The following is a 21,797-nucleotide window of genomic DNA, read 5'->3' as shown; positions in this document are numbered from 1 at the left end:
CTCGGCGGGGATCCGGGTGCCACGCACGGTCATCGGACACGGACCTCTACCCTCCCGACGGCATGATGTGTCATCGTACGGCGCTTCTCCGTCGATCCCGACCCTTCGCGGAAGGATCCCGACCCTTCTGGCAAGAGCGCATACCCACATGAAGGCCGTCATGCGCCTCTGGTGCCGCACCTTCGCCGCGCCATAGATTCGCCGGGTCGCCTCCATCTAAGGGTGCGAGAGACGAGGAGAGCCCTTGCACCCGGACCACCAGCGCGACTTCACCGAGTTCGTCGCCAGCCGATCCGACAGCCTGATCAGGCTTGCGTACGTCCTGACCAGCGACCAGCACGCCGCCGAGGACCTGCTGCAGACGGCGCTGGCCAAGGCGGCGGGGCGCTGGCGGCGCATCCGCGGCAACCCGGAGGCGTACATGCGCCGCGTCATGTACCACGAACAGGTCGGGCGGTGGCGCAGCCCGCGCTGGGGGCGCGAGCGCGTGCTCGAAGCGCTGCCCGACCGGGGCGTGGACGACCGCACCTCCGAGGTGGACACGCGGGTGACGCTGGCCGAGGCGTTGCGGATGTTGCCCGCGCGCAAGCGGGCGGTGCTCGTGCTGCGCTATTACGAGGACCTTTCGGAGTCGGAGGTCGCCAAGATCATGGGCTGCTCGGTGGGGACCGTGCGCAGCCAGACCCATCAAGCCGTCGCCCGCCTGCGCGAGCTGGTCGGAGAGGCCGTCATCCTGGAGGGACTGCAGTGACGATCGACGAACGGCGGATCGCCGAAGAGCTGCGCACGATGGCCGGCGAGGCCGCCCCGGTGGACCCGCTGCTGTACGCCACGCGGACGCTGGCGCGCCGCCGTCGCCGGGCCTGGTCGGTGGCCGGGTTCGCGGGGCTGGCCGCGGCGGCCGCGGTGGTCACGGCGGTGATCGTCCCGCTCCCGGACGGGCTCGGCCCCGGCACCGCCGCCGGGGTGGCGACCCTGCCGGCCAACACGCCCGAGCAGGCCCGGTTCGTACGGGAGTGCATGCCCAAGGGCGGCCCCGTCCACAACATGGACGGCAACCGGCGGATCGCCGCGCACGGGCGGGCCGACGACTTCCGGGTGCTCGTGGAGTACCGCGACGAGGGCGGAAGCACGGCGCTGGTGGGCAGCGACGCCGGCTTCGTGCTGTGCACGCCGACCGAGCAGCGGGACATGGCGGAGCGCCCGGTCTTCACCTACTGGGGGTTCGAGCCGCCGGGGGATCTGGCGGGTTTCTCCGGCGATCTGCAGGTGGACGCGTACACCAGCCACACGCATTCGTACACGGTCGGCGCGCAGCGGATCCAGCGGGACGACGTGTACCGGGTCGTCGCCGGGCGGGTCAGCGACGCGGTGCGGCGGGTGGAGGTCGACTGGGCGGACGGCCGGCGTACGGCGGCGCGGATCGCGAACGGGTTCTTCATCGTCCGGGTCATCGGCAGGCCGGTGCGCGAGCCGGGGGAGGAGGAGGCCACGGTGCTGGACTCGCCGCCTGTCACGGTGACGGCTTACGGGGACGGCGGGGAGGTGCTGCGGCAGGAGAAGGACGTGGCGTTCGGGCCGCTGGGGAGCGGCAGCGGCTGAGCCGCCGGTATCTTCGCGATGCCCCTGCCACCCCGACCGGAGGACGTCGCCCTTGAGCACCGCAGGCTCCCGTCCCGTGATCACCGCCGCGCTGGTCAGGGAGCTGGTGGACGCCCAGTTCCCCCAGTGGGCGGGGCTGCCGCTGAGGCCGGTCGAGCCAGGCGGCTCGGATCACGTGATCTACCGGCTGGGCGGGGAGCTGTCCATGCGGCTGCCCCGCCACGCGGACGCTCGCGGGCAGGCCGAGAAGGAGTCCACGTGGCCGCCCCGGCCGGCGCCGCACCTGCCTCTGGCCGTCCCGGTGCCCGTGGGGGTGGGGGACACCAGTTCACGCCGGGAGAATCCCCCATCGGAGGAGCTGCGCGGCGAGCTGTCGGCGGAGGAGCCGCGCGACGGGCTGGTGGCGCGGCCGCTGGCCGGGCGGGACCGGGCGACCCGGGCCGCCATCCGGCAGGTCGGGGACGTGTTCGACCGCGCGGCCCTGACCCGGCTGTGGGACGCGGCGCTGAGCGCCCCCGCCTGGGACCGCCCGCCCGTCTGGTCCCACGGCGACTTCCACACCGGCAACCTGCTGACCCGCGGCGGCCGCCTCAGCGCCTTGACCGACTTCGGTGAGCTGGGCGTCGGCGACCCGGCCCGCGACCTGATGATCGCCTTCACGCTGCTGTCGGCCCGGAGCCGCGCCGCCTTCCGTGACGCTCTCGGCGTGGACGACGCCACCTGGACCCGGGGCCGCGGCTGGGCCCTGGCCACGGCCTGAACGCATACACCTTCCACGCCGCCGTCAACCCGCGGGTGGCCGCCCAGACCACCCGCCAGATCACCGAAGCCCTCGCGGGCTGAGCGGGGGCCGGGCCGGCGCGTCGCGTCATCAGCAGACCTTCCGGTACGGGACGCCCGTCACGTACGCCCGCCATTCACCCTCCGTCAGCAGACCTTCCGGTACGGGACGCCCGTCACGTACGTCCGCCATTCGCCCTCCGTCAGTGGCCGGCCCGCCCGGGCGCAGACCGCGGCGGCCATCTTGGCGGGTTCGACCGGGTGCTCGGACAGGTTGCCCGTCTTGTCGACGGTCGTCACGCTCGACCCGTCGGCGGAGAACGCCACGTCGGCGAGCCCGCCCACGGCGCCGTCGCGCAGGAGCCCCAGGCTCGTCCCGGCCTTGAGGTCGAAGAGCCGGACCTGGCCGGACTTGGTGCCGATCGCCATCACGTCCTCGCGCGGCGACCGGGCGGCGTGGCCGGTGAGCCCGCCGTCCCGGCCGGCTTGAGAGAGCCTGCGGTGCTTGGCGACGTCGTAGAGGGTGATGCGGCCGCGCCCGTCCACGACCGCGATGGACGAGCCGTCACGGGTGAACACGAAGTCGACGACGGTCGAGCTCTGCCCGCTTATGCCGAACGGCGCTCCGAGCTGCCTGCCCGTCGCCGCGTCGAACAGGCGCACGTCGTAGCCCTCGACGTCGAGCGTCTTCTCGCCCGCGACCGCGACCGTCCGGCCGTCCGGGGAGAACTGGACGTCCTTGAGGTTGGTGAACGTCGCCGACCAGAGCAGCCGGTGGCTCTTCCAGTCCCAGACGGCGATCGCCCGGTCGTCCCCGTCGCCGTTGGCGCCGGTGTGCCCGGCGACCAGCCGGGTGCCGTCGGGGCTGAACGCCAGCAGGTCCGTCGAGCGCGGCCGGCCGTCGACGACGGGACGCCACTCGGTGAGCTTGCGCCGCGTCGCGGTGTCGACGACGGTGATCGTGGTGTCGGCGCCCACGCCCACCAGGCGGCTGTCCGGGCTGAACGCGGTGCCCTGCACGGACCCCGATCCGCCGGTGACCCGGAGCGCCGGCCGCATGCCCTGGCCGCGCCGCTCGCCCAGGTAGACCGTGTCGCCGTCGGTGTTCACCCCGAGCAGGTGCCGCGCTCCGGGGCCCAGCAGGGGCGGCGACCACGGCGTGAACTTCGCCCGCTCGATGGGCAGGTCGCTCAGGTCGGCGGTGAAGACGTGGTCCTCGCTCAGGTAGCGCAGGGTGTCGCCGTCGAAGCCGACCTGCGGGAGCTGGGACCCGTTGTCGGTGCCGGTGGGCAGGTGCAGCGTGGTCAGGTGGTCGTCGAAGGCCCGCCACACCTGGATCTGCGACGCGGTGACCGAGGCGAACAGCCGGCCGTCGGGGCTGACGGTGAGCTCGCCGCCGTTCCACGGCTGGACGCCGGTCTGCAGGGTGGCGCCCGACGCGTCGCGGTCCTTGACCGGCTGGACGGTCAGGTCGTTCTTCGTCCGCTCGATCAGGTCGCCGCCGCCGGGCGTGACGGCGAGCGGGGCCGGGCAGTCGCAGGCCGCCGCCGGGGGCTGGCTGAGCTGCAGGTCCAGGTCGGGCAGGCCGCGCCGCTCGATCCGGCCGCGCGCGCCGCCGGCCCGCACGTAGATCGCGTCACCCGCCGCCGTCATCGCGCCGTCGTAGGCGGCGATGGCCTTGCGGGTGCCGCGGTCGAGGTCCCAGACGTGGTGGTACGCGTGGCCGTCGTCGTCGGCGTACTCGGTCAGCACGTACCGGTCGACGGTGCCGTACCGGCCGTACGCCTGGATGTCCTTGGGCATGCGCCACGAGCGGACCGCGCGGCCGGTGGCCGGGCGCCACACGACGAGCCGCTCGGACGTGGTCAGCAGCACGTCCCGGCCGCTGGGCGACAGCGCGACCGCCACCAGCGCCTCGCCGGCCCGCAGCCCGAGCCGGGCGACGCCGCCCGCGCGCCTGCCGGTGCGCACGTCCCAGAGCCGGATCGCGTCGTCGCTCACGCTGGCCAGGATCCTGCCGTCGCGGCTCAGCGCGCGGACCGTGTCGCCGGCCTGCGCCGGGTCCTTGAACGCGGCCACCTCGCGCTGCGCGAGCGAGGCCGTCAGCGCCGCCCGGGCGCCGGGCGTCCCGGCCAGCCGCCACGCGGCCACGCTGAGCTGCATCGCCACCCTCGGGTCGCGCTGCCGCAGCTCGTCGGCGACCTGCGCCAGCCGCGCCCCCTCGGCCCGGTCGCGCTGCACCGCGATCGCCTCGGCCCGCTGGTCGGCCAGGATGCCCTGCTGGACGGCCAGCCCGGCGGCGACCAGCGAGATCACCAGCAGGCCCGCCATGCTGAGCGTGACCAGCCGGTTCCGCCGGGCCCTGCGCCTGGTGAGCCGGGCGCCCGCGTCGAGGAAGTCCCTTTCGAGGGGTGACAGCGTGATGTTGCGGCGGGCGGTGGCGGCCCACTGCAGCGCGTTCTCCAGGCTGTGGTCCTGGAACAGGTCCCCGTCCCTGCGCCCGGACCGGTGCCAGCGGCCGGCCGCGAGCAGGATCTCGCGGTGCACGGCCAGCCCGTCCCGGTTCGCCTCGATCCAGCGGCGGTAGCGCGGCCAGGCGTGCGGCAGCGCCGGACGCGACAGCCACACCTCCTCGCCGTCGCGGCCGAGCAGGTAGCCGAAGACCTCCAGGATCCTCGCCACGGCCGCCGACTCGGGCAGCGGCCGGCCCTCCATCAGCTCCGACAGGGCGGCGCGCCGTACCAGCAGCTCGCCGCGCTCGCCCACGGTGACCAGCCGCAGGAACACCTCGGCGGCCAGCTCGTGCTCGTCGCGCCCGAGCAGCTCGTACGCCTGCTCGGCCAGCGCGCCCAGCCCCGGGTCGTCGGCCTCGACGGCCATGCCGGCCGCCCGTCCGCTGCCCTGGGCCAGCAGGTGGGCGGTGTCGAGCACGGAGTCGGCGCTGATCAGCGCCATCAGGAGCTGCCGCGCGGTGGGCCGCTGCGCCGGGTCCTTGCCGAGCGCGGCGGCCACCAGCGGGCGCACCGAGTCGGGCAAGGGGCTGAGGTCGGGGCTGGCCGACAGCACCCGGTGCATGACCCCGCCCAGGCTCTCGGCCTCGAACGGGTCCGCGCCGGTCGCCGCGTACACCATGATGCCGCCCCAGGCGAACACGTCCGCCGGCATCCCGGCCCGCTGCCCGCTGAACACCTCCGGCGCCATGTACGTGGGCGTGCCCGTCACCAGGCCCGTCGCGGTCAGCGACATCTCCGCCGTCCGGGCGATGCCGAAGTCGATGACGCGCGGGCCGTCCGGGCCGAGCAGCACGTTGTCGGGCTTCAGGTCGCGGTGGATCACTCCGGCGTCGTGGATCGCGGTCAGCGCGGTGGCCACCGCCGTGGCGAGCCGGTGCAGGTCGGCGCCGCCGAAGCGGCGGCCGTCGGCGACCGCCTTGCGCAGGCTCGGGCCCTCGACGTACTCGCTGACGACGTACGGCCGCGGCCCCTCCAGCACGGCCTCGATGACGGGGGCGGTGCAGAACGCGGCCACCCGCTGCGCCGCGGTCACCTCCCGGGCGAGCTGGGCGGCCTGGTCGCCGTGCAGGACCTTGATGGCCACGCGCCGGCCGTCCTCGGCGTACGCCTCGTAGACCACGCCCTGCCCGCCCGCGCCGAGCCGCCCGGCCAGCCAGTAGCCGCCGAGCCGCTGCGGGTCCCCGTCGATCAACATCGCCACGCTCCCCTTGGAAGGCCCGCCCGGACGGCTCAGAGCTTGATCCCGTTGATGATCTTCGCCAGGTCCGGGACCAGGGGCGTGCTGGCCAGCACGGTGACGACGACGCCCTTGCGCTCGACCCAGCCCGCGTACCGCCCGTGCCCCAGCGCGCCGTCGGCGTCCTGGGTGAGTACCCGGCGGGTGCCGATCCGCACGGTCCTCGTCTCGCCGGAGAACGTGCCGAGCTCGAACGGCGCCTTCTTGAGCCGGCTCAGCCCGTTCGCCTTGGGCCAGCACACCACCCGCACCCACAACGAGCGCCGCTTGGGGTCGACCTCGTCGCGGTTGTCGCTCCACTGGTAGCCGTACTCGGTGATGCCGTCGTGCTTGTTGACGACGACGCCGCCGGAGGTGAACCCCTTCGGCAGGTGGCCGACGCGAACCCCCTTGATCGCGTCCGCCCCCCTGGGCGGCGTGTCGGTCTTGGCGTCGGTCGACCGCTTCGCCTCCGCCGAGGTCGGCGTCGGGCAGCCGTCGGGACGCTGCTGAGCGGCCTGCGCCGGGAGCGCGATCAGCGCCGCGGCGAGGGGCAACACGGACACTGCGGCGGCTCGCTGGATCTTGTGCATGCCAGGTTGGATGCCGCGGGCGTGCCGCGGGTTCGCGGATCGGGCGCGTTGACGTACCGGACCACAGTCCGTTATGTTGAATCGGACCGTAGTCCGATTCTTTGGGAGACCAGCATGCGCAAGAGACTTTTCCTGGCCGGCCTGTCCGGCCTGGCCGGTGCGCTGACCGTCGTATTGACCGGTCCGACCGGCTCACTCGCCGACTCCGGCCCCTCCCGGCCCGTCTACCACTCGCACAAGGAGCAGGGCTCCCCCTGCGAGGGGCTGGATGGCTGCACGTTCGTCCAGCTCAAGGGCGACCCGAAGACCGGCCCCTCCGAGGCCATGTTCACCCTCAAGGCCGGCACCCCGTTCTCCCCGCACTGGCACACCAGCCCCGAGCACGTCGTGGGAGTGTCCGGGGTCATGCTGTGGCACGTGGAAGGGCGCAAGACCTACCGGGTGGGCGCCGGCGACTACCTCTACTACCCCTCCAAGGCCGTCCACTGGGGCAAGTGCGCCCCGGGCGCCGACTGCGTCTACTACGTCTACGACTCCGAGCCCTACGACTTCCACCCCGCCGAACGCTGACCGGATCATCTGGCAAGATCCGTCCATGGATTGCCCGTTCTGCCAGATCCTGAGCGGAGACGAGCGCGAGGTCCGCACCCTCGGCACCGTCGCCTACTTCCGGTCCGCCTACGCCGTCACGGAGGGCCACTACCTGGTCATCCCCACCCGCCACGTGGAGACGTTCTTCGACATGTCCCCCGCCGAGACGGAGGACACCCGGGCCGCCCTGCACGTCATCCGCGCGGAGCTGATGCGCGAGGACGCGAGCATCGACGGCTTCAACATCGGCATGAACTGCGGCACCTCGGCCGGCCAGTCGATCTTCCACGCCCACACCCACCTGATCCCGCGCCGCACGGGCGACGTCGAGAACCCGCGCGGCGGCGTCCGCGCGCGGTCTTCGAGGCGAGCCTGCGCGCCCTCATCGAGCCGCCCGGCCAGGCCGGGCCGAGGTCGAGGCCGCCGCGGCGGCGGCCCACCGGCTGCCGGCCGAGCGCCGCGCCTTCGTACGCGGCCTGCTGCCTCCCGACCCGCCGACCTGACCCGCCGACCTGACCCGCCGACCTGACCCGGCGTCTGTCACGAACGGCGGCGAGCGGCGTGTCTTATCTTCGTGACGAACCTGACAACGCGCCGGACCCTCCTCGGCACCCTGATCGCCGCCTGCCTGCTTCACGTATGGGCCTACTTCGCGCCCCAGACCTGGTACGAGACCTTTCCCGGCATCGGCCGGGGCTGGCTGCTCCGCCTCGGCCCCTTCAGCGAGCATCTGGTCACCGACATGGCCGCGTTGTACATGGCCATGCTCGTCGTCACCATCGCGGCATGGCGCTTCGCCGACGACGACCGGTACGTCAGGACGGTCGGCGGCGCCTGGCTCGCCTTCAACTGCTTCCACCTGCTCTACCACCTGCGGCACCTGAGCATGTACAGCTCAGGAGAACGCGTCGCGATCGTCGGCCTGCTGTCCGCGCTGACCGTCATTTCGGCGGTGCTGCTGATTCCGTCGTCTCGCATTCACCGGAAACCCGTGAAGCTGTCTTGAAAACCGTCATCTCACCATTCGAGGACCTGGCCGCACGCGCGGGCGCGCCACTCGACTCCTGGTGGTTCGTCTCCAGATTGCACGGCGCAGGAACTTCGACACCGAGGGTTTCTACTCGTGGACGGCTTCTGACGACGACGGCCGGGGTTCATGCGGCATCACCGGCGAGCTGGAGCGGGCCTCTGTGCGCCTGCGGCAGGCGCTGGAGTCGTTAGGGCCCGGCGCCACGGGCGCGGTGCAGTTCGTGCGTCTGGACCGTTACGCATCGGACCCCTCCTACATCTACGGCGTGACTCTGCTGCGGCTGCGCAGGGAGAAGGCCATCGCTGCCGCCGAGTGGGGCCGGCGGATCCATACGTCAGATCAGTCATCGGGCTGGGCGGCGCTGCCAGGCGCCGCCCCCGAGCTGTGTGAACCGGAAGCAAGCCGCCGTGTATGTCTGGGAGCCGCACGTCCCAACCAGCGCCCGCCGCGTCCGCGTGACGGAAACCTCGTGCTGCGGCGAGTACGAGTGGTGCTGTGAGGCCGGGAGGTTCTTCGTCCTGCGCCACGTCGAGGGCGTCGGGTACGAGGAGACCGGCCGGGGCCGCTACCGCGAGGCCCGCCAAGTGTGGATTACCCTGGTAGCTGGTCACCAGCACGTCGAACGCGCGTCATGAACAGCGGCGTGCACAAGTACAGGCCCGGCCCGTCGGTGGCCGGGCCCCAGAAGTAGAGATCCAGACGGGTTTCAGTATGAGCGTGGCGACACATCATCGTCGGCCTCGAACACCCACGTGTGCGCGGTTGGCGATGTTGCGGCGAATCTTCTCGCGCCCGATCTCCGTCCCCATTCACCAGCCACTGTGGATCCCGCACTCGGCCAACCAACCTCCGGACTCCGCACGTGGCTCAACGGCGGGGAGCTCGAGGGCGGGAGCCCCTCGATCGGGGTTTGGGGCGAAGCCCCAAGGGAGACGCTGTCTGAGCCCCGGCGCGAAGCGCCCTATTGCGAAGGCCATGCTGTTGGGCCCAGGCAAACGTAAAAGGCCGCTTCCAGTTGTCGAAAGCGGCCTTTCAGCTCTGTCGGGGTGGCGGGATTTGAACCCACGACCTCTTCGTCCCGAACGAAGCGCGCTGCCAAGCTGCGCTACACCCCGGCCCACACACCGTGGTGTGCGTGCTTGAAAAGTCTAGCGGACTTCCAAGGTGCTTGTGACCGCCTTTATCTCCGGGGCACCAGGGTCAGGAGCGAGGCCTCGGGGAAGCAGGCGAAGCGGGCCGGTGCGTACGGGGAGGTGCCGAGGCCGGCGGAGACGTGGAGCCAGGCGGAGTCGTGCCGGCTGAGACCCTTGACGCGGGCGCGGTCGATGCCGCAGTTGGTGACCAGGGCGCCGTAGAACGGGATGCAGAGCTGGCCGCCGTGGGTGTGGCCGGCGAGCAGGAGCTGGTAGCCGTCGGCGGCGAAGCGGGTCATGTTGCGGGGCTCGGGGGAGTGCATGACGCCGAGGCGGAGGTCGGCGTCGGAGGGGGCGGGGCCGGCGACGAGGTCGTAGCGGTCGCGGGAGATGTGGGAGTCGTGGATGCCGGCCACGGCCACGTCGAGGTCGCCGACCTTGATGCGGGCCGTGGTGTTGTTCATGTCGAGCCAGCCCTCCGAGGCCATGCCGGCCCCCAGCTCCTCCCAGGGCAGGGAGGGGACGTGCTGGCGGTGGTCGTTCTTGGAGGTGCGCCACAGGTAGCGGACCGGGTTCTTCGGCTTGGGGGCGTAGAGGTCGTTGGAGCCGTAGACGAACAGGCCCGGACGGGAGAGCAGGGGCTCCAGGGCGTGGAGGAGGGCGGGGACGGCGTCGGGGTGGGCGATGGAGTCGCCGGTGTTGACGACGAGGTCGGGCTCCAGGGCGCCGAGCGAGCGGACCCAGTTGATCAGCATGGTCCGGCGTGGCGTCAGGTGCAGGTCCGACAGGTGGAGGACGCGCACGGGACGCTGGCCGCGCTCCAGGACGGGTACGTCGAAGCGGCGCAGGCGAAACCAGTTGCGCTCCACGACGGAGGCGTAACCCAGCCCGGCCAGGCCGAGACCGAGCATGGACAGGGGTACAGCGACGGCTTTCCTCACCTCTTCATGATGCCCGAGATCCGGCGTGACATCGGCCGGACGGCGACGGGAGGGTCCGCGCAGGCGGCAAGATGGAGCGCATGAGCGCATTGAAGGACAAGCTGAAGGCCGACTTGACGGCCTCGCTGAAGAGCAAGGACGAGGTACGTCTGCGGACGGTCCGCATGGCACTGGCGGCGATCAACGTCGAGGAGGTCGCGGGCAAGCAGGCCAGGGAGCTGTCCGACGACGAGGTCATCAAGGTCCTGACCAAGGAGGCGAAGAAGCGGCGCGAGGCGGCCGAGGCGTTCGGCAACGCGGGGCGCAAGGAGCAGGCCGAGGCGGAGCTGGCCGAGCAGGCGGTGCTGGAGGAGTACCTTCCCGCGCAGCTGTCGGACGAGGAGCTGGCCGAGCTGGTGGAGGCGGCCGTCGCGGAGACGGGTGCCGCGGGGCCGCAGGCGATGGGTCAGGTCATGAAGGCGGTCAATCCGAAGGTCGCGGGCCGGGCCGAGGGCGGCCGGGTGGCCGCCGCCGTCAAGGCCCGCCTGGCCAAGTAAGCCGTCAAGGCCCGCCTGGCCAAGTAAGGGAGGGGCCGAGCGGACCGTCGGCGCTTCTCTGCGCCCCTGAGGGCCCTCAAGGGGGCCCTGGTGGACCGAGGCCTCCCCCAGCCCGGCTGCGCGGGCGGGCGGAGGCCTCAGCGCCTCTCAGCGGCCAGGGGCGATGTTCGGGCCTCAGCGGCCAGGGGTGATGATCGGGCCGGCGTCGCCGGCGCCCCGGCCGCCGCGCCCGCCGCCGGGCCCTTCGTCGAACCCGCCGCCGCGCCCGTCGGGCGGCCCGTCGCCGTTGTTGCCCGGGTCGAAGATGTCGAACGGGTCGCGGGGCCCGTCGTCGCCCTTCTTGTCCTTCTTCGGCTTGGGCGCGCAGTTGTCGGTGCAACCGCCGAAGCGCGAGGTGTCGACGGCGTGGAAGTCGACCGGCTCGACGCCCTTGAGCGCCTGCAGCATGGAGTCCTTCCAGATGCGCCCCGAGATGGACGACCCGTACACGTACGGGTAGTAGCGCCCGCCGATGGTGATGCCGATGAGCTTGTGGGCGGAGGTGCCGCGCGGGTCGCCGAGGCTGACGGCGGAGGCCATGTTCGGGGTGTAGCCGGCGAACCAGGCGGACATGTAGTTGTCGGTCGTGCCCGTCTTGCCGGCCGCGTCGCGCCCGATGCCGCCGACCTCCGTCATGGTGCCCTTAGTGAACACGCCGGACAGGATGCCGCTGACCGCGTCGGCGACCTCTTCGTCCAGCACCTGGGAGCACTTCGGTTTGTACTGCTTGGCCTTGCCGAACCGGTCTTTGATCTCGGTGATGGCCAGCGGCTTGCAGTATTGGCCGCGCGAGGCGAAGACGGCGTAGGAGCTGGCGATGGTGACGGGGTCGACCTCGTTGACGCCGAGCGTGAACGTCTCGACCTCCGACAGCTTCTGCCCGTCGGCCCGCTTGACGCCGAGCTTCTTGGCCATCTTGACCGTGTCGCAGAGCCCGACCTTCTCCTGCAGCTTGAGGAAGAACGTGTTCACCGAGCCCCAGGTGCCCGTCTGCAGCGTCTTGAAGCCGCCGCCGCCCTCGCTGGAGTTGCGCACGGTGTGGCTGGGGTCGCCGACGTTCTGGCCCTTGCAGTTCTTGAACGAGCCGTAACTGGCGGCCTGGTAGCCCGCGGGGGCGGGGAAGCCGTCGCCGTACTTGAGGCCCTCCTCCAGGGCGGCGGCCAGCGTGTAGACCTTGGCCGTGGAGCCCTGCTGGAAACCGCGCCCGCCACCGTGTGCCGCGTCGGCCACGATGTTGTAGCTCATCTCGTTCTTCTTCTTGCTGCCGCCGAACTTGCGCGAGGCGGCCATGGCCTTGATCTCGCCGGTGCCGGGCACCACCATGGCCTGCGAGGCCACGGGCTTGTCCTTGGTGCTGACGTACTTCTTGATCGCCTTCTCGGCGGCTTCCTGCATCTTCGGGTCGATCGTGGTCTTGATCCGAAGGCCGCCGCGCTGGAGCAGCTTCCTGCGCTCGTCCTGGTTCTTGCCGAAGTCCTCGTTGTTGAGGATCTCGTACTGAACGTAGAGGCAGAAGTACGGATATTTGCTGGCCTCGCAGCCGCCGGGCACCTTGACGTCCTTGTAGCCCAGCTTCTTCTCCTTGGCGGCCGCGGCCTCCTCGGCGGTGATCTTCTTCAGCTCGGCCATCCGGTCGAGCACGATGTTGCGCCGCTCCAGCAGCCGCTGGCGGGACTCGGGGCCCACGTTCGGGTCGGTGCGGGCCGGGTTTTGGACGGCGCCCGCGAGCGTGGCGGCCTCGACGAGGTTGAGGTCGGCGGCCGACTTGTTGAAGAAGCGCTTGGCCGCCGCCTGGATGCCGTGCGCGCCCGCGCCGAAGTAGGCGATGTTGAGATATTTCTCGAGAATCTGGTTCTTCGAGTACTTCCTCTCGATCGCCATGGCGTAGCGCAGCTCCGACAGCTTGCGCGAGACCGTCGGCGCGATGGCGGCCGCCTGCTCCTCGGGCGTCTCCGCCTTGTTGACCAGCACCTGCTTGACGTACTGCTGGGTGATCGACGAGCCGCCCTGCGTGACGCCGCCGCTGCTCATATTCTTCACCAGCGCTCTGACCGTTCCCTCCACATCGATCGGCCCGTGCTGGTAGAAACGGAAGTCCTCGATCGCGATCAGCGCCGTCTGCATGATCGGGGCGACCTTGTCGAGGGTCACGGACTGCCGGTTCTCGAAGTAGAACTGGGCGATCTTCTTGCCGTCGGCATCAAAGATCTCGGTGCGTTCGGACAGAGGAGGTTCGTCGAGCTCTTCGGGCTTGAGGTCGAGTGCTTCCACCGCGCTCCTGGTGGACATGCCCGCACCGCCGACCGCCGGCAAGGCCACGGCAGCCGCGAGCACCCCCGCCGCGGCGCCTGCGATCAGCAGTCGCAGGACGTTGAGCACGGGGTTGGAGCGATCTTTGCGCTGGGCTTGCACGGTACCAAGAGTACGCGGAAACACTGACCGAATCGGTAGCACGACACCATTTCGCCTTGACTGGCGGGGGTGACTAGTCATTCCCGGTCAAGACGGCCGCGAGAAATTGGTCCTCTGGGGTCTGTCGGCCCGAACGGGTAGTTGCGTACGTTCTCCTCTGCGGCAACTGAATACGGAGGCTCGGCGCCCGCGCCCGTCGGCCCCAAATGACGACTGACCACCTAAGGGGAGTGGGGTCGAAAAATGTGGATCACGGATTGGACCTCCCGTGCCGCCTGTAAAGGTGCGGATCCGGATGCCCTGTTCGTGCAGGGCGCCGCGCAGAACAGGGCCAAGCTCATCTGCCGTGGCTGCCCGGTCCGTACTGAATGCCTCGCCGATGCGCTGGACAACCGCATCGAGTTCGGGGTGTGGGGCGGTATGACAGAACGGGAACGACGTGCGCTGCTTCGACGGCGGCCCGACGTGGACTCGTGGCGAGAGCTGCTCGAGTCGGCCAAGGAAGAGTACGAACGAACCAACGAGCTGATCGCCGGCTGACCCCAGCCCGGCGACCGCGTACGGCCGGCGCCGCCGCCGGCCGTACTTCTATGCGGTGGCCAGCAGGTTACCGATCTCCCGCAGACCCGTGAGATCGTGTACGTCCTCGGACATGGCGCGGACCTGCACCACGGGCACCGTGGGGTGGGCCGAGACGAAATGCTCCTGCTCGCGGCTCTCGCGAGCGGCGAGCTGCATTCGCCCGGCGTGCAGCCGCAGCACGGCGGCGGTGAGCTCGTGCTCGCCCCTCGACTCCAAGTCCTCCGCGGCGGCGGCGCTGCGGGCGGCGGAGAGCCCCGAGGCGGGCGAGACGTGCACCCGGTTGACCACGAGGCCGGCCAGGGGCATGCGCTCCTCGGCCAGGCGCTCGACGAAGTAGGACGCCTCGCGCATCGCGTCGCGCTCGGGCGCGGCCACCACCAGGAAGGCCGTGCCGGGCGCCTGCAGCAGCCGGTACGTCATCTCGGCCCGCTGCCTGAACCCGCCGAACACCGCGTCGAGCGCCGACACGAACGTCTGCAGGTCCTTGATCACCTGGGCGCCGAGCAGCTTCGTCATCGCTCCCGCCATCAGCCCGAACCCGGCGTTGAGCAGCCGGAACGCGCTGCGCCCTCCGGCTTTGGCGGGCGCCGTCAGCAGCTTGATGAACCGGCCGTCGAGGAAGCGCCCGAGCCGCTCGGGCGCGTCGAGGAAGTCGAGCGCGGAGCGTGAGGGCGGCGTGTCGACGATGATCAGGTCCCACTCGTCGGAGCGGCGCAGCTGGCCCAGCTTCTCCATGGCCATGTACTCCTGGGTGCCGGAGAAGCTGGAGGACAGGGACTGGTAGAAGGGGTTCGACAGGATCTGGCGGGCCCGTTCGGGATCGGCGTGCGCCTCGATGATCTCGTCGAACGTGCGCTTCATGTCGAGCATCATCGCGTAGAGCTGGCCGCCGCCCTCGGGCGAGCTGACCAGGCGCGGGGTGTTGTCCAGCTCGGTCAGCCCCATCGACTGGGCCAGCCGCCTGGCGGGGTCGACGGTCAGCACGACCGCGCACCTGCCGCGCTCGGCGGCGCGCAGGCCGAGCGCCGCCGCGGTCGTGGTCTTGCCCACGCCGCCGGCGCCGCAGCAGACGATGATGCGGGTGCCCTTGTCGTCGAGGATGGCGTCGATGTCGAGCCGGGCGGGCTTTCTCACGCTGCTCCCTGGTTGCGCATGCTCTCTGCCAGCTCGTACAGGCCGGCCAGGTCCACGCCGTCGGCCAGCAGCGGCAGCTCGTACCTGGTCAGGCCGGCCTCGGTCAGCGACTCGCGCTCGGCGCGCTCCAGCTCGGTGCGGTGGGCGTGCTCCTCGACCTCCTCGGCCAGCGCCTCGGCCAAGGCCTGGGCCTGCGAGCCGTCGGTGACGCCGGCCGCCTTGAGGCCGACCGCCAGCTCCTCGGAGTCGAAGCGGCCCTTGACAGCCGTGTCAAGGGCGGCCTGGGGCAGCAGGGACTGCCGCACCATGTTGATGAAGATGCCGCCGGCCGGCAGGCCGGCCGCGCGCAGCTCGGCGATGCCGTCGAGGGTCTCCTGCACCGGCATCTCCTCCAGCAACGTGACGAAGTGCACGGCAGTCTCAGGAGATTTCACGACACCGCTGACCAGCTCGGAGTGGTTCTTGATGGGGCCGACCCTGGCCAGGCCCGCGACCTCCTTGGTGACGTTCAGGAAGCGCGTGATGCGGCCGGTGGGCGGCGCGTCGAGCACGACGGCGTCGTAGACGCGGCGGCCGTTCCTGCCCCGCCTGCGCACGGCCTCGGTGGTCTTGCCCGTGACGAGCACGTCGCGGAAGCCCGGGGCCACGGTGGTGGCGAAGTCGACGATGCCCATCTTGGTCAGCGCCCGGCCCGCCCGGCGCATCCCGTAGAACATCTCCATGTACTCGAGCATGGCCTCCTCGGGGTCGATGGCCAGCGCGTACACGTCGCCGCCGTCGGGCGCCACCGCGATCCTGCGCTCCTCGTACGGCAGCGGCGGCAGGTCGAAGATCTGCGCGATGCCCTGCCTGCCCTCCACCTCCACCAGCAGCACCTTGCGGCCGCCTGAGGCCAGGGCGAGAGCGAGAGCGGCGGCGACGGTCGTCTTGCCGGTGCCGCCCTTGCCGGTGACGACGTGCAGTCGTACGTCGGCCCAATCCGTGTCCGGAGAGTCCACGTTTCCACGCTACCGAACGGTCACTTGTCGTCCGCCTGCGACCAACCTTTGAGATTGCTCACACTAGTGTGATCCCCATGAAGAAATGGGAGTACCTCACGGCCCCCGTGTTGATCCACAACACGAAGATGATCCTCGACAACTTCGGCGCCGACGGCTGGGAGCTGGTCCAGATCGTCCAGGGTGCCACGCCCGAGCAGCTAGTCGCGTACTTCAAGAGGGAGAAGCAGTGACGACGCCCGAGCAGCGGGTCGAGGAGCTGGGGTTCACGCTGCCGGCGCCGGCCAAGCCCGCGGGCTCCTACCTGCCCGTCGTCCGCACCGGTGACCTGCTCTACACCTCCGGCCAGGTGCCGGTGATCGAGGGCAAGCTGCACCAGACCGGCAAGCTCGGCGTCGACCTGGGCGTCGACGAGGGCAAGGCGCAGGCCCGCATCTGCGTGCTCAACGCGCTGGCGGCGCTGAAGGCCGAGCTGGGCGAGCTGTCCAGGGTGCGGCGGATCGTCAAGGTCGTGGTGTTCGTGGCCAGCGCCCCCGACTTCACCGAGCAGCCGCAGGTGGCCAACGGCGCCAGCGACCTGCTGGCCGAGGTGTTCGGCGACCAGGGCAAGCATGCGCGCAGCGCCGTGGGCGTGGCCTCCCTGCCGCTCGACGCGCCCGTCGAGGTGGAGCTGATCGCCGAAGTCGGCTGAACGGGCATATGTCACCATGACCGAGTGATGTTCTAGAAGGAGGTCATGTGACCGGATTGCCGCTTCCAGCCGAGCTCGCCGACCGGGCGCGCGACGTCCTGGCCGGCCGGGTCCAGCCCGTGCCGGCCCGGGACGCCGCCACGGTGGTGCTCCTGCGCCCTGGCCCCGAGGTCTACCTGCTGCGCCGCAAGGCCACGATGGCCTTCGCCGCGGGCGCGTACGTCTTCCCCGGCGGCTCCGTGGACGCTCGCGACACCGACCAGGCCGTCGCCTGGGCCGGGCCGTCCCCCGCCGCGTGGGGCGAGGTCTTCAAGGCGGACGAACGGCTGGCGCGCGGGCTCGTGTGCGCGGCCGTGCGCGAGACGTTCGAGGAGTCCGGCGTGCTCCTCGCGGGCCCCGGGCCCGACTCCGTGGTGGCCGACACGACCGGCGACGACTGGGAGGCCGACCGGCTCGCGCTCATCGACCGCAGCCTCGGCTTCGCCGACTTCCTCGCCCGGCGCGGGCTGGTGCTGCGTACCGACCTGCTCAAGGCGTGGGCGCACTGGATCACGCCGGAGATCGAGCACAAACGCTTCGACACCCGCTTCTTCGTCGCCGTGCTGCCCGAGGGGCAGCGCACCCGCGACGTGGGCGGGGAGGCCGACCGGGTGGTGTGGCGGCGGCCCGCCGACGCCCTGGCCGGCGACTTCTTCCTGATGCCGCCCACCCGCGCCACCCTGGCCGAGCTGGCCGCGTACGACGACCTCGACGGCGTCCTGGCGGCGCACCGCGAGATCGTCACGATCATGCCCAGGGCGGTCGAGATCGATGGCGAGATGCGGCTGGTGACGTCGTGAGCGGCCTGCACATCCCCATCGGCACCCCCGACGGCTCCCGCACCGAGCACGCCGAGAACCTGCTCGCCCCCAACCCCTCCGCCATGACCCTCGACGGCACCAACACCTGGGTGATCGGCGCCGGCGACGAGGTGATTGTCGTCGATCCCGGGCCCGACGACCAGGCGCACCTGAGCCGCGTACGCGACCGGCTCGGCGAGCGCCGCGTCACCACCATCCTGCTCACCCACGGCCACTTCGACCACAGCGGCGGCGCCCGCCGCTTCGCCCGCATGGTGGACGCCCCCGTCCGCGCCCTCGACCCGCGCCACCGGCTCGGCGAAGAAGGGCTCGGCGACGGCGACGTGGTCCCCGTGGGCGGCCTGGAGGTCCACGTGTACGGCACGCCGGGCCACTCGTTCGACTCGCTGTGCTTCTGGCTGCCCGCCGACCGCGCCATGCTGACCGGCGACACCGTGCTCGGCCGCGGCACCACGATCATCGCCCGCGACGGCGGCCTCGCCGACTACCTGCGCAGCCTCGACCGCCTCAGAGCGGTCGCCGAGAGCCTCGACGCGCAGGCGCTGCTGCCCGGCCACGGGCCGGTGCTGCCCGACCCGATCGGCGCCCTCGACGGCTACATCGCGCACCGGCGCGAACGGCTCGACCAGATCAAGGCGGCGCGCGCACAGGGCGCCCGCACGCCGCGCGAGATTGTCAAGATCGTGTACGCCGACGTCGACCGCTCACTCTGGCCCGCCGCCGAGATGTCAGTGGTGGCCCAGCTCGACTACCTCGACTCGCCCTGACCGGCCCCGGCTCACCTCGACCGGTTGTAGAGCCGGTCCATGTCGAGGATGACCACGGCCTTCGCCTCGATCCGCAGCCAGCCGCGCTGCGCGAAGTCCGCCAGCGCCTTGTTGACCGTCTCCCGCGAGGCGCCGACAAGCTGCGCCAGCTCCTCCTGCGTCAGGTCGTGGTGCACCCGCAGGCCGTCGTCGGTCTTGTTGCCGAACCGCTCGGCCAGATCGAGCAACTGCTTGGCCACCCGCCCCGGCACGTCGGTGAAGACCAGGTCGGCCAGCACGTCGTTGGTGCGGCGCAGCCGCTGCGCCAGCGCGCGCAGCAGGTGCAGCGCCACCTCGGGCCGGCCGGTCAGCCACGGCCGCAGGTCGTCGTGGCCCAGCCCGGCCAGGCGCACCTCGGTCAGCGCCGTCGCCGTGGCCGTGCGCGGCCGCGGGTCGAACAGCGACAACTCGCCGAACATCTCGCTCGGCCCCAGCACGCTCAGCAGGTTCTCCCGCCCGTCCGGGGAGGTGCGGGAAAGCTTGATCTTGCCTTCCAGCACGACGTAGAGCCGGTCGCCCGTCTCGTTCTCGTGGAAGAGCGTCTGCCCCTTCGACAGCTGGACCTCGGTGATGCTCGTGCGCAGCGCCGCGGCGCTCTCGCGGTCCAGCGCGGCGAACAGGGGGGCCTTGCCCAGCACATCTTCGGTGTTCACTCTGCCTCCTCTGCTGCCATTGTGACTCACCCCACTCCAGGCAGCACACATCAGGTTATGGGAATGCCGGAGTGTTCTGGGCTTGCCCAGGTGCGTGGAGTCCCGGGGGAAAGGTACCGGACGACCGTTTCCGTACTGTGACCGGACCGGCTCCTGGGCTCAGCCGGCCTGCGACAGGAGGTCGTCCACTGAGGCGACCGCCGCCGCCATCGAGCGGCTGAGCAGGACGCGCAGGACGTCCACCGACTTCGGGCGGGCGGCCGGGTCGGGGAGGCGGCACTGCTGGATCGCGATGCGCAGCGCGGGCGCCAGGGCGCGCAGGTCGCCGTCCTCGGCGCCGGTCGCGGCGAAGACGACCAGGTCGGCCCAGGCGCGTACGTCGTCCGCCGCCGGCAGCGGGCCGGGGGACGGGACGGTCTGCCAGCCGATGAGCACCTGCCCGTGCGCGCCGAGCGCCACGCTCTCCTTGGTGGGCCTGATGCCGGTGGTGCCGCGCGCGTGCAGCTTGGCCAGGGCGGCCACGCAGCTCACGGCCAGCCGGTGCAGCGCCTGCCCGCGCAGCGGTCCTGCCTGCTTGACGAAGTCCGCCAGTGTCGAGCCCTGATCACCCATGGCCGAGCCCCCTTCCGATGCACCGGGTTGTACGCGGTCGGGGCCGTCTTGGGTTCAACCGTTCGCGGGAGCTTCTACTCTTGCGGGCATGGCGACGAACGCGGCGACGAACGCGGCGGGGCGCAAGCCGGAGACCCAGCTGGCACTGGTGCGGCGGGCGCGCAAGATGAACCGCATCCTCGCGGAGACCTACCCTGACGCCCATTGTGAGCTCGACTTCCGCAATCCGCTGGAGCTGCTGGTCGCGACGATCCTCTCCGCGCAGTGCACGGACAAGCGGGTCAACATGGTCACCCCCACCCTCTTCGCGAAATATCCGACGGTGGAGGACTACGCCGCCGCCGACCGGGAGGAGATGGAGGAGATCATCCGGTCCACCGGCTTCTTCCGCGCGAAGACCAACAGCATCATCGGCATGGCGCAGGCGGTCTGCGACCGGTACGGCGGCGAGGTGCCCGCCAAGCTGAAGGACCTGGTCACGCTGCCCGGCGTGGGCCGCAAGACGGCCAACGTCGTGCTCGGCAACGCCTTCGGGGTGCCTGGCCTGACCGTCGACACGCACTTCCAGCGCCTCGTACGCCGCTTCGGCTGGACCGACGAGACCGACCCCGTCAAGATCGAGCACGTCGTGGCCGAGCTGCTCCCCAAGCGCGAGTGGACGATCTTCTCCCATCGGGTGATCTGGCACGGCCGCCGCATCTGCCACGCCCGCCGGCCCGCGTGCGGCGTGTGCCCGCTGGCCGCGCTCTGCCCCTCGTACGGCACCGGCCCCACTGGCCAGGCCGAGGCCCAGAAGCTCGTCCGATCCGGCCCGTTCTCCTGATGCGGGGAAGTCACCGGCCCGTTCTCCTGATGCGGGGAAGTCACCGGCCCGTTCTCCTGATGCGGGGAAGTCATTCGCGGCGCGGCGTGTTGGAGGATGCGTGACCCAAGTGCCCGACTGGCTGGAGAGACTGGCGGCGCAAGCGCAGCGGATCCGGGTTCCCGCCCCCCTCCGGCCCCCCGACGGGCGCGGGCGCGAGGCCGCGGTGCTGATGCTGTTCGGCGAGGGGCCGCACGGCCCTGACGTGCTGCTCATCCAGCGCAGCACGCGCGGGCGCCGGCACGCGGGCCAGCCCGCCTTCCCCGGCGGCGGCGTGGACCCTGAGGACGCGGGGCCGGTCGAGGCCGCGCTGCGGGAGGCCGAGGAGGAGACCGGGGCCGACCCGCGCGGGGTGCACGTCATCTGCACGATGCCCGAGCTCTACCTGCCCTACAGCGACAACCGCGTCACGCCGGTGATCGCCTGGTGGCGGGAGCCGTCCGCGGTGCACGCGGCCTCACCTGACGAGGTCGACTCCGTCGAGCGGGTGCCGATCGCCGAGCTGGTCGATCCCGCCAACCGGGTCATGCTGCGGCATCCGCGCGGCACGGCGGGGCCGGCGTTCCGGGTGCGGGGCATGCTGGTGTGGGGGTTCACCGCGATGATCCTCGACACCGTCCTGCGCGAGGGCGGGCTCGAACGGCCGTGGGATCCGACGCGCATGGAGGACCTGCCGCCCGACGTGGTGCGGCTCTCCGCCCGTACCGGATGACCTTGATGTCAGCGCGCTGACCGGAGCGCGACGCCGAGTGCGGCCCAGCCGGCCACGTCGGCGTCGCTGTCGGCCGCCAGCGTGCGCAGCGTCTCCAGCCCCGCCCTGTCGGGCGGGTCCCCGAGCACGTGCTGCAGCGCGTACGCCGCCCCGTACCTGACCCGCGGGTCCATGTGACCGGCCAGGTCGATCACGGACGGCAGCGACCGCGGGTCCGCCAGATGGCCGAACGCGATCAGCACCGAGTAGAGCACCACGGCGTCGTCCTCGCTGGCGGCCAGGTAGCGCAGCACCGGCAGCGTGCGGTCCACGAACGGCCGCAGCATGCCCATGATGTCGACGCCCAGCAGCCGCTCCTCCACGGTGTCGGCGGCGCACAGCCGCCTGGCCTCGATGAACGACTCCAGGTCGCCCCGCTGGCGCAGCAACGAGATGACGTGCCAGCGCAGCGGGCCGTCAGGATCGGTGTCGCGCAGCGCAGCCTGGATGAGTTCGCGCACT

Annotated in this window: 24 protein-coding genes and 1 tRNA gene; 15 read left to right on the top strand and 10 right to left on the bottom strand. The window is 71.4% G+C overall.

All coding sequences use genetic code 11. The features are described from left to right. Positions 1-244 precede the first annotated feature (244 nt). From HCN51_RS16645 to HCN51_RS16635, 3 genes are read left to right on the top strand one after another with little or no spacing between them, the layout of a single operon-like run. Positions 245-751, top strand: a complete 507-nt coding sequence (locus HCN51_RS16645) for a SigE family RNA polymerase sigma factor (protein WP_168010509.1) — start codon at positions 245-247, stop codon at positions 749-751. After that, positions 748-1,602, top strand: a complete 855-nt coding sequence (locus HCN51_RS16640) for a hypothetical protein (protein ID WP_168010508.1) — start codon at positions 748-750, stop codon at positions 1,600-1,602. Before HCN51_RS16645 ends, HCN51_RS16640 begins: the two co-directional genes overlap by 4 nt. Before the next feature lie 52 nt (positions 1,603-1,654). Then, the gene (locus HCN51_RS16635) at positions 1,655-2,362 is read left to right on the top strand and encodes an aminoglycoside phosphotransferase family protein (protein WP_240972898.1); all 708 of its coding nucleotides are present in this window, start codon (positions 1,655-1,657) and stop codon (positions 2,360-2,362) included. A 167-nt stretch (positions 2,363-2,529) separates the two neighbouring features. Here the strand turns inward: HCN51_RS16635 and HCN51_RS16630 are convergent, their stop codons facing one another. Together HCN51_RS16630 and HCN51_RS16625 are read right to left on the bottom strand one after the other, a co-directional pair. Further along, positions 2,530-6,090: a protein kinase domain-containing protein gene (locus HCN51_RS16630; RefSeq protein ID WP_168010507.1), complete on the bottom strand. Its 3,561-nt coding sequence runs from the start codon at positions 6,088-6,090 to the stop codon at positions 2,530-2,532. A gap of 35 nt (positions 6,091-6,125) precedes the next feature. After that, positions 6,126-6,677 carry a hypothetical protein gene (locus HCN51_RS16625; RefSeq protein WP_346433673.1) on the bottom strand — a complete coding sequence of 184 codons (552 nt, stop codon included), beginning with the start codon at positions 6,675-6,677 and terminating at the stop codon, positions 6,126-6,128. A 141-nt stretch (positions 6,678-6,818) separates the two neighbouring features. On the opposite strand from HCN51_RS16625, the gene HCN51_RS16620 reads away from it, so the two are divergent. The 4 genes from HCN51_RS16620 (at position 6,819) to HCN51_RS16605 (ending at position 8,824) form a co-directional block, all read left to right on the top strand. Further along, positions 6,819-7,274: a cupin domain-containing protein gene (locus HCN51_RS16620; RefSeq protein WP_168010505.1), complete on the top strand. Its 456-nt coding sequence runs from the start codon at positions 6,819-6,821 to the stop codon at positions 7,272-7,274. A 25-nt stretch (positions 7,275-7,299) separates the two neighbouring features. Further along, positions 7,300-7,824, top strand: a complete 525-nt coding sequence (locus HCN51_RS16615) for an HIT family protein (protein ID WP_206067093.1) — start codon at positions 7,300-7,302, stop codon at positions 7,822-7,824. Between the two features lie 45 nt (positions 7,825-7,869). Then, a complete protein-coding gene (locus HCN51_RS16610) occupies positions 7,870-8,301 on the top strand; it encodes a hypothetical protein (protein WP_168010504.1) in 432 nt (143 codons plus the stop codon). A 61-nt stretch (positions 8,302-8,362) separates the two neighbouring features. Next, positions 8,363-8,824, top strand: a complete 462-nt coding sequence (locus tag HCN51_RS16605) for a hypothetical protein (RefSeq protein ID WP_168010503.1) — start codon at positions 8,363-8,365, stop codon at positions 8,822-8,824. A gap of 542 nt (positions 8,825-9,366) precedes the next feature. On the opposite strand, the gene HCN51_RS16600 is transcribed toward HCN51_RS16605, so the two are convergent. Beyond that, positions 9,367-9,440: transfer RNA gene (locus HCN51_RS16600), tRNA-Pro, on the bottom strand. 65 nt (positions 9,441-9,505) lie between these two features. Beyond that, the gene (locus HCN51_RS16595) at positions 9,506-10,369 is read right to left on the bottom strand and encodes a metallophosphoesterase (protein ID WP_080043750.1); all 864 of its coding nucleotides are present in this window, start codon (positions 10,367-10,369) and stop codon (positions 9,506-9,508) included. Between the two features lie 110 nt (positions 10,370-10,479). On the opposite strand from HCN51_RS16595, the gene HCN51_RS16590 reads away from it, so the two are divergent. Continuing rightward, positions 10,480-10,935, top strand: coding sequence for a GatB/YqeY domain-containing protein (locus HCN51_RS16590; protein ID WP_168010502.1), 456 nt, complete (start codon positions 10,480-10,482; stop codon positions 10,933-10,935). A gap of 174 nt (positions 10,936-11,109) precedes the next feature. Here HCN51_RS16590 and HCN51_RS16585 read toward each other — a convergent pair whose 3' ends face one another. Then, positions 11,110-13,386, bottom strand: coding sequence for a transglycosylase domain-containing protein (locus tag HCN51_RS16585; RefSeq protein WP_346433672.1), 2,277 nt, complete (start codon positions 13,384-13,386; stop codon positions 11,110-11,112). Between the two features lie 243 nt (positions 13,387-13,629). Between HCN51_RS16585 and HCN51_RS16580 the strand changes: the two genes are divergently transcribed. Then, positions 13,630-13,926: a WhiB family transcriptional regulator gene (locus tag HCN51_RS16580; RefSeq protein ID WP_020542548.1), complete on the top strand. Its 297-nt coding sequence runs from the start codon at positions 13,630-13,632 to the stop codon at positions 13,924-13,926. A 48-nt stretch (positions 13,927-13,974) separates the two neighbouring features. On the opposite strand, the gene bagB is transcribed toward HCN51_RS16580, so the two are convergent. Both bagB and bagA read right to left on the bottom strand, forming a co-directional pair. Continuing rightward, a complete protein-coding gene (bagB, locus tag HCN51_RS16575) occupies positions 13,975-15,102 on the bottom strand; it encodes an ATPase BagB (RefSeq protein ID WP_080043748.1) in 1,128 nt (375 codons plus the stop codon). Then, on the bottom strand, positions 15,099-16,100 hold the full coding sequence (bagA, locus tag HCN51_RS16570) for an ATPase BagA (RefSeq protein ID WP_080043747.1): 1,002 nt from the start codon (positions 16,098-16,100) through the stop codon (positions 15,099-15,101). Before bagA ends, bagB begins: the two co-directional genes overlap by 4 nt. A 77-nt stretch (positions 16,101-16,177) precedes the next feature. Here bagA and sp36 point away from each other — a divergent pair, with 77 nt between their 5' ends. From sp36 to HCN51_RS16555, 4 genes are read left to right on the top strand one after another with little or no spacing between them, the layout of a single operon-like run. After that, entirely contained in the window at positions 16,178-16,333 is a 156-nt protein-coding gene (gene sp36 / locus HCN51_RS58100; protein ID WP_148438127.1) for a Sp36 family protein, read from the top strand. After that, a complete protein-coding gene (locus HCN51_RS16565; RefSeq protein WP_186404575.1) occupies positions 16,330-16,791 on the top strand; it encodes a RidA family protein in 462 nt (153 codons plus the stop codon). The genes sp36 and HCN51_RS16565 overlap by 4 nt, the downstream gene beginning before the upstream one ends. Positions 16,792-16,847: 56 nt before the next feature. After that, on the top strand, positions 16,848-17,630 hold the full coding sequence (locus HCN51_RS16560) for an NUDIX hydrolase (RefSeq protein ID WP_168010600.1): 783 nt from the start codon (positions 16,848-16,850) through the stop codon (positions 17,628-17,630). After that, positions 17,627-18,418 carry an MBL fold metallo-hydrolase gene (locus HCN51_RS16555; protein WP_346433671.1) on the top strand — a complete coding sequence of 264 codons (792 nt, stop codon included), beginning with the start codon at positions 17,627-17,629 and terminating at the stop codon, positions 18,416-18,418. Before HCN51_RS16560 ends, HCN51_RS16555 begins: the two co-directional genes overlap by 4 nt. A gap of 11 nt (positions 18,419-18,429) precedes the next feature. On the opposite strand, the gene HCN51_RS16550 is transcribed toward HCN51_RS16555, so the two are convergent. Together HCN51_RS16550 and HCN51_RS16545 are read right to left on the bottom strand one after the other, a co-directional pair. Beyond that, on the bottom strand, positions 18,430-19,161 hold the full coding sequence (locus tag HCN51_RS16550; protein ID WP_080043743.1) for a Crp/Fnr family transcriptional regulator: 732 nt from the start codon (positions 19,159-19,161) through the stop codon (positions 18,430-18,432). A gap of 108 nt (positions 19,162-19,269) precedes the next feature. After that, positions 19,270-19,722 (bottom strand): hypothetical protein, encoded by a 453-nt coding sequence (locus HCN51_RS16545; RefSeq protein ID WP_168010499.1) that lies wholly within the window; start codon positions 19,720-19,722, stop codon positions 19,270-19,272. Positions 19,723-19,810: 88 nt separating this feature from the next. On the opposite strand from HCN51_RS16545, the gene nth reads away from it, so the two are divergent. Together nth and HCN51_RS16535 are read left to right on the top strand one after the other, a co-directional pair. Next, positions 19,811-20,545: an endonuclease III gene (nth, locus tag HCN51_RS16540; RefSeq protein ID WP_168010498.1), complete on the top strand. Its 735-nt coding sequence runs from the start codon at positions 19,811-19,813 to the stop codon at positions 20,543-20,545. Between the two features lie 100 nt (positions 20,546-20,645). After that, complete coding sequence (locus tag HCN51_RS16535) at positions 20,646-21,296, top strand: NUDIX hydrolase (protein ID WP_080043740.1); 651 nt, start codon at positions 20,646-20,648, stop codon at positions 21,294-21,296. 8 nt (positions 21,297-21,304) lie between these two features. Here the strand turns inward: HCN51_RS16535 and HCN51_RS16530 are convergent, their stop codons facing one another. Next, positions 21,305-21,796, bottom strand: a complete 492-nt coding sequence (locus tag HCN51_RS16530) for a HEAT repeat domain-containing protein (protein WP_230465666.1) — start codon at positions 21,794-21,796, stop codon at positions 21,305-21,307. Position 21,797: the final 1 nt, after the last annotated feature.

Origin of the sequence: Nonomuraea composti, assembly GCF_012034275.1 — a bacterium.
GTDB lineage: Bacteria > Actinomycetota > Actinomycetes > Streptosporangiales > Streptosporangiaceae > Nonomuraea > Nonomuraea composti.
This window is presented reverse-complemented; position numbering and strand designations above follow the sequence as displayed.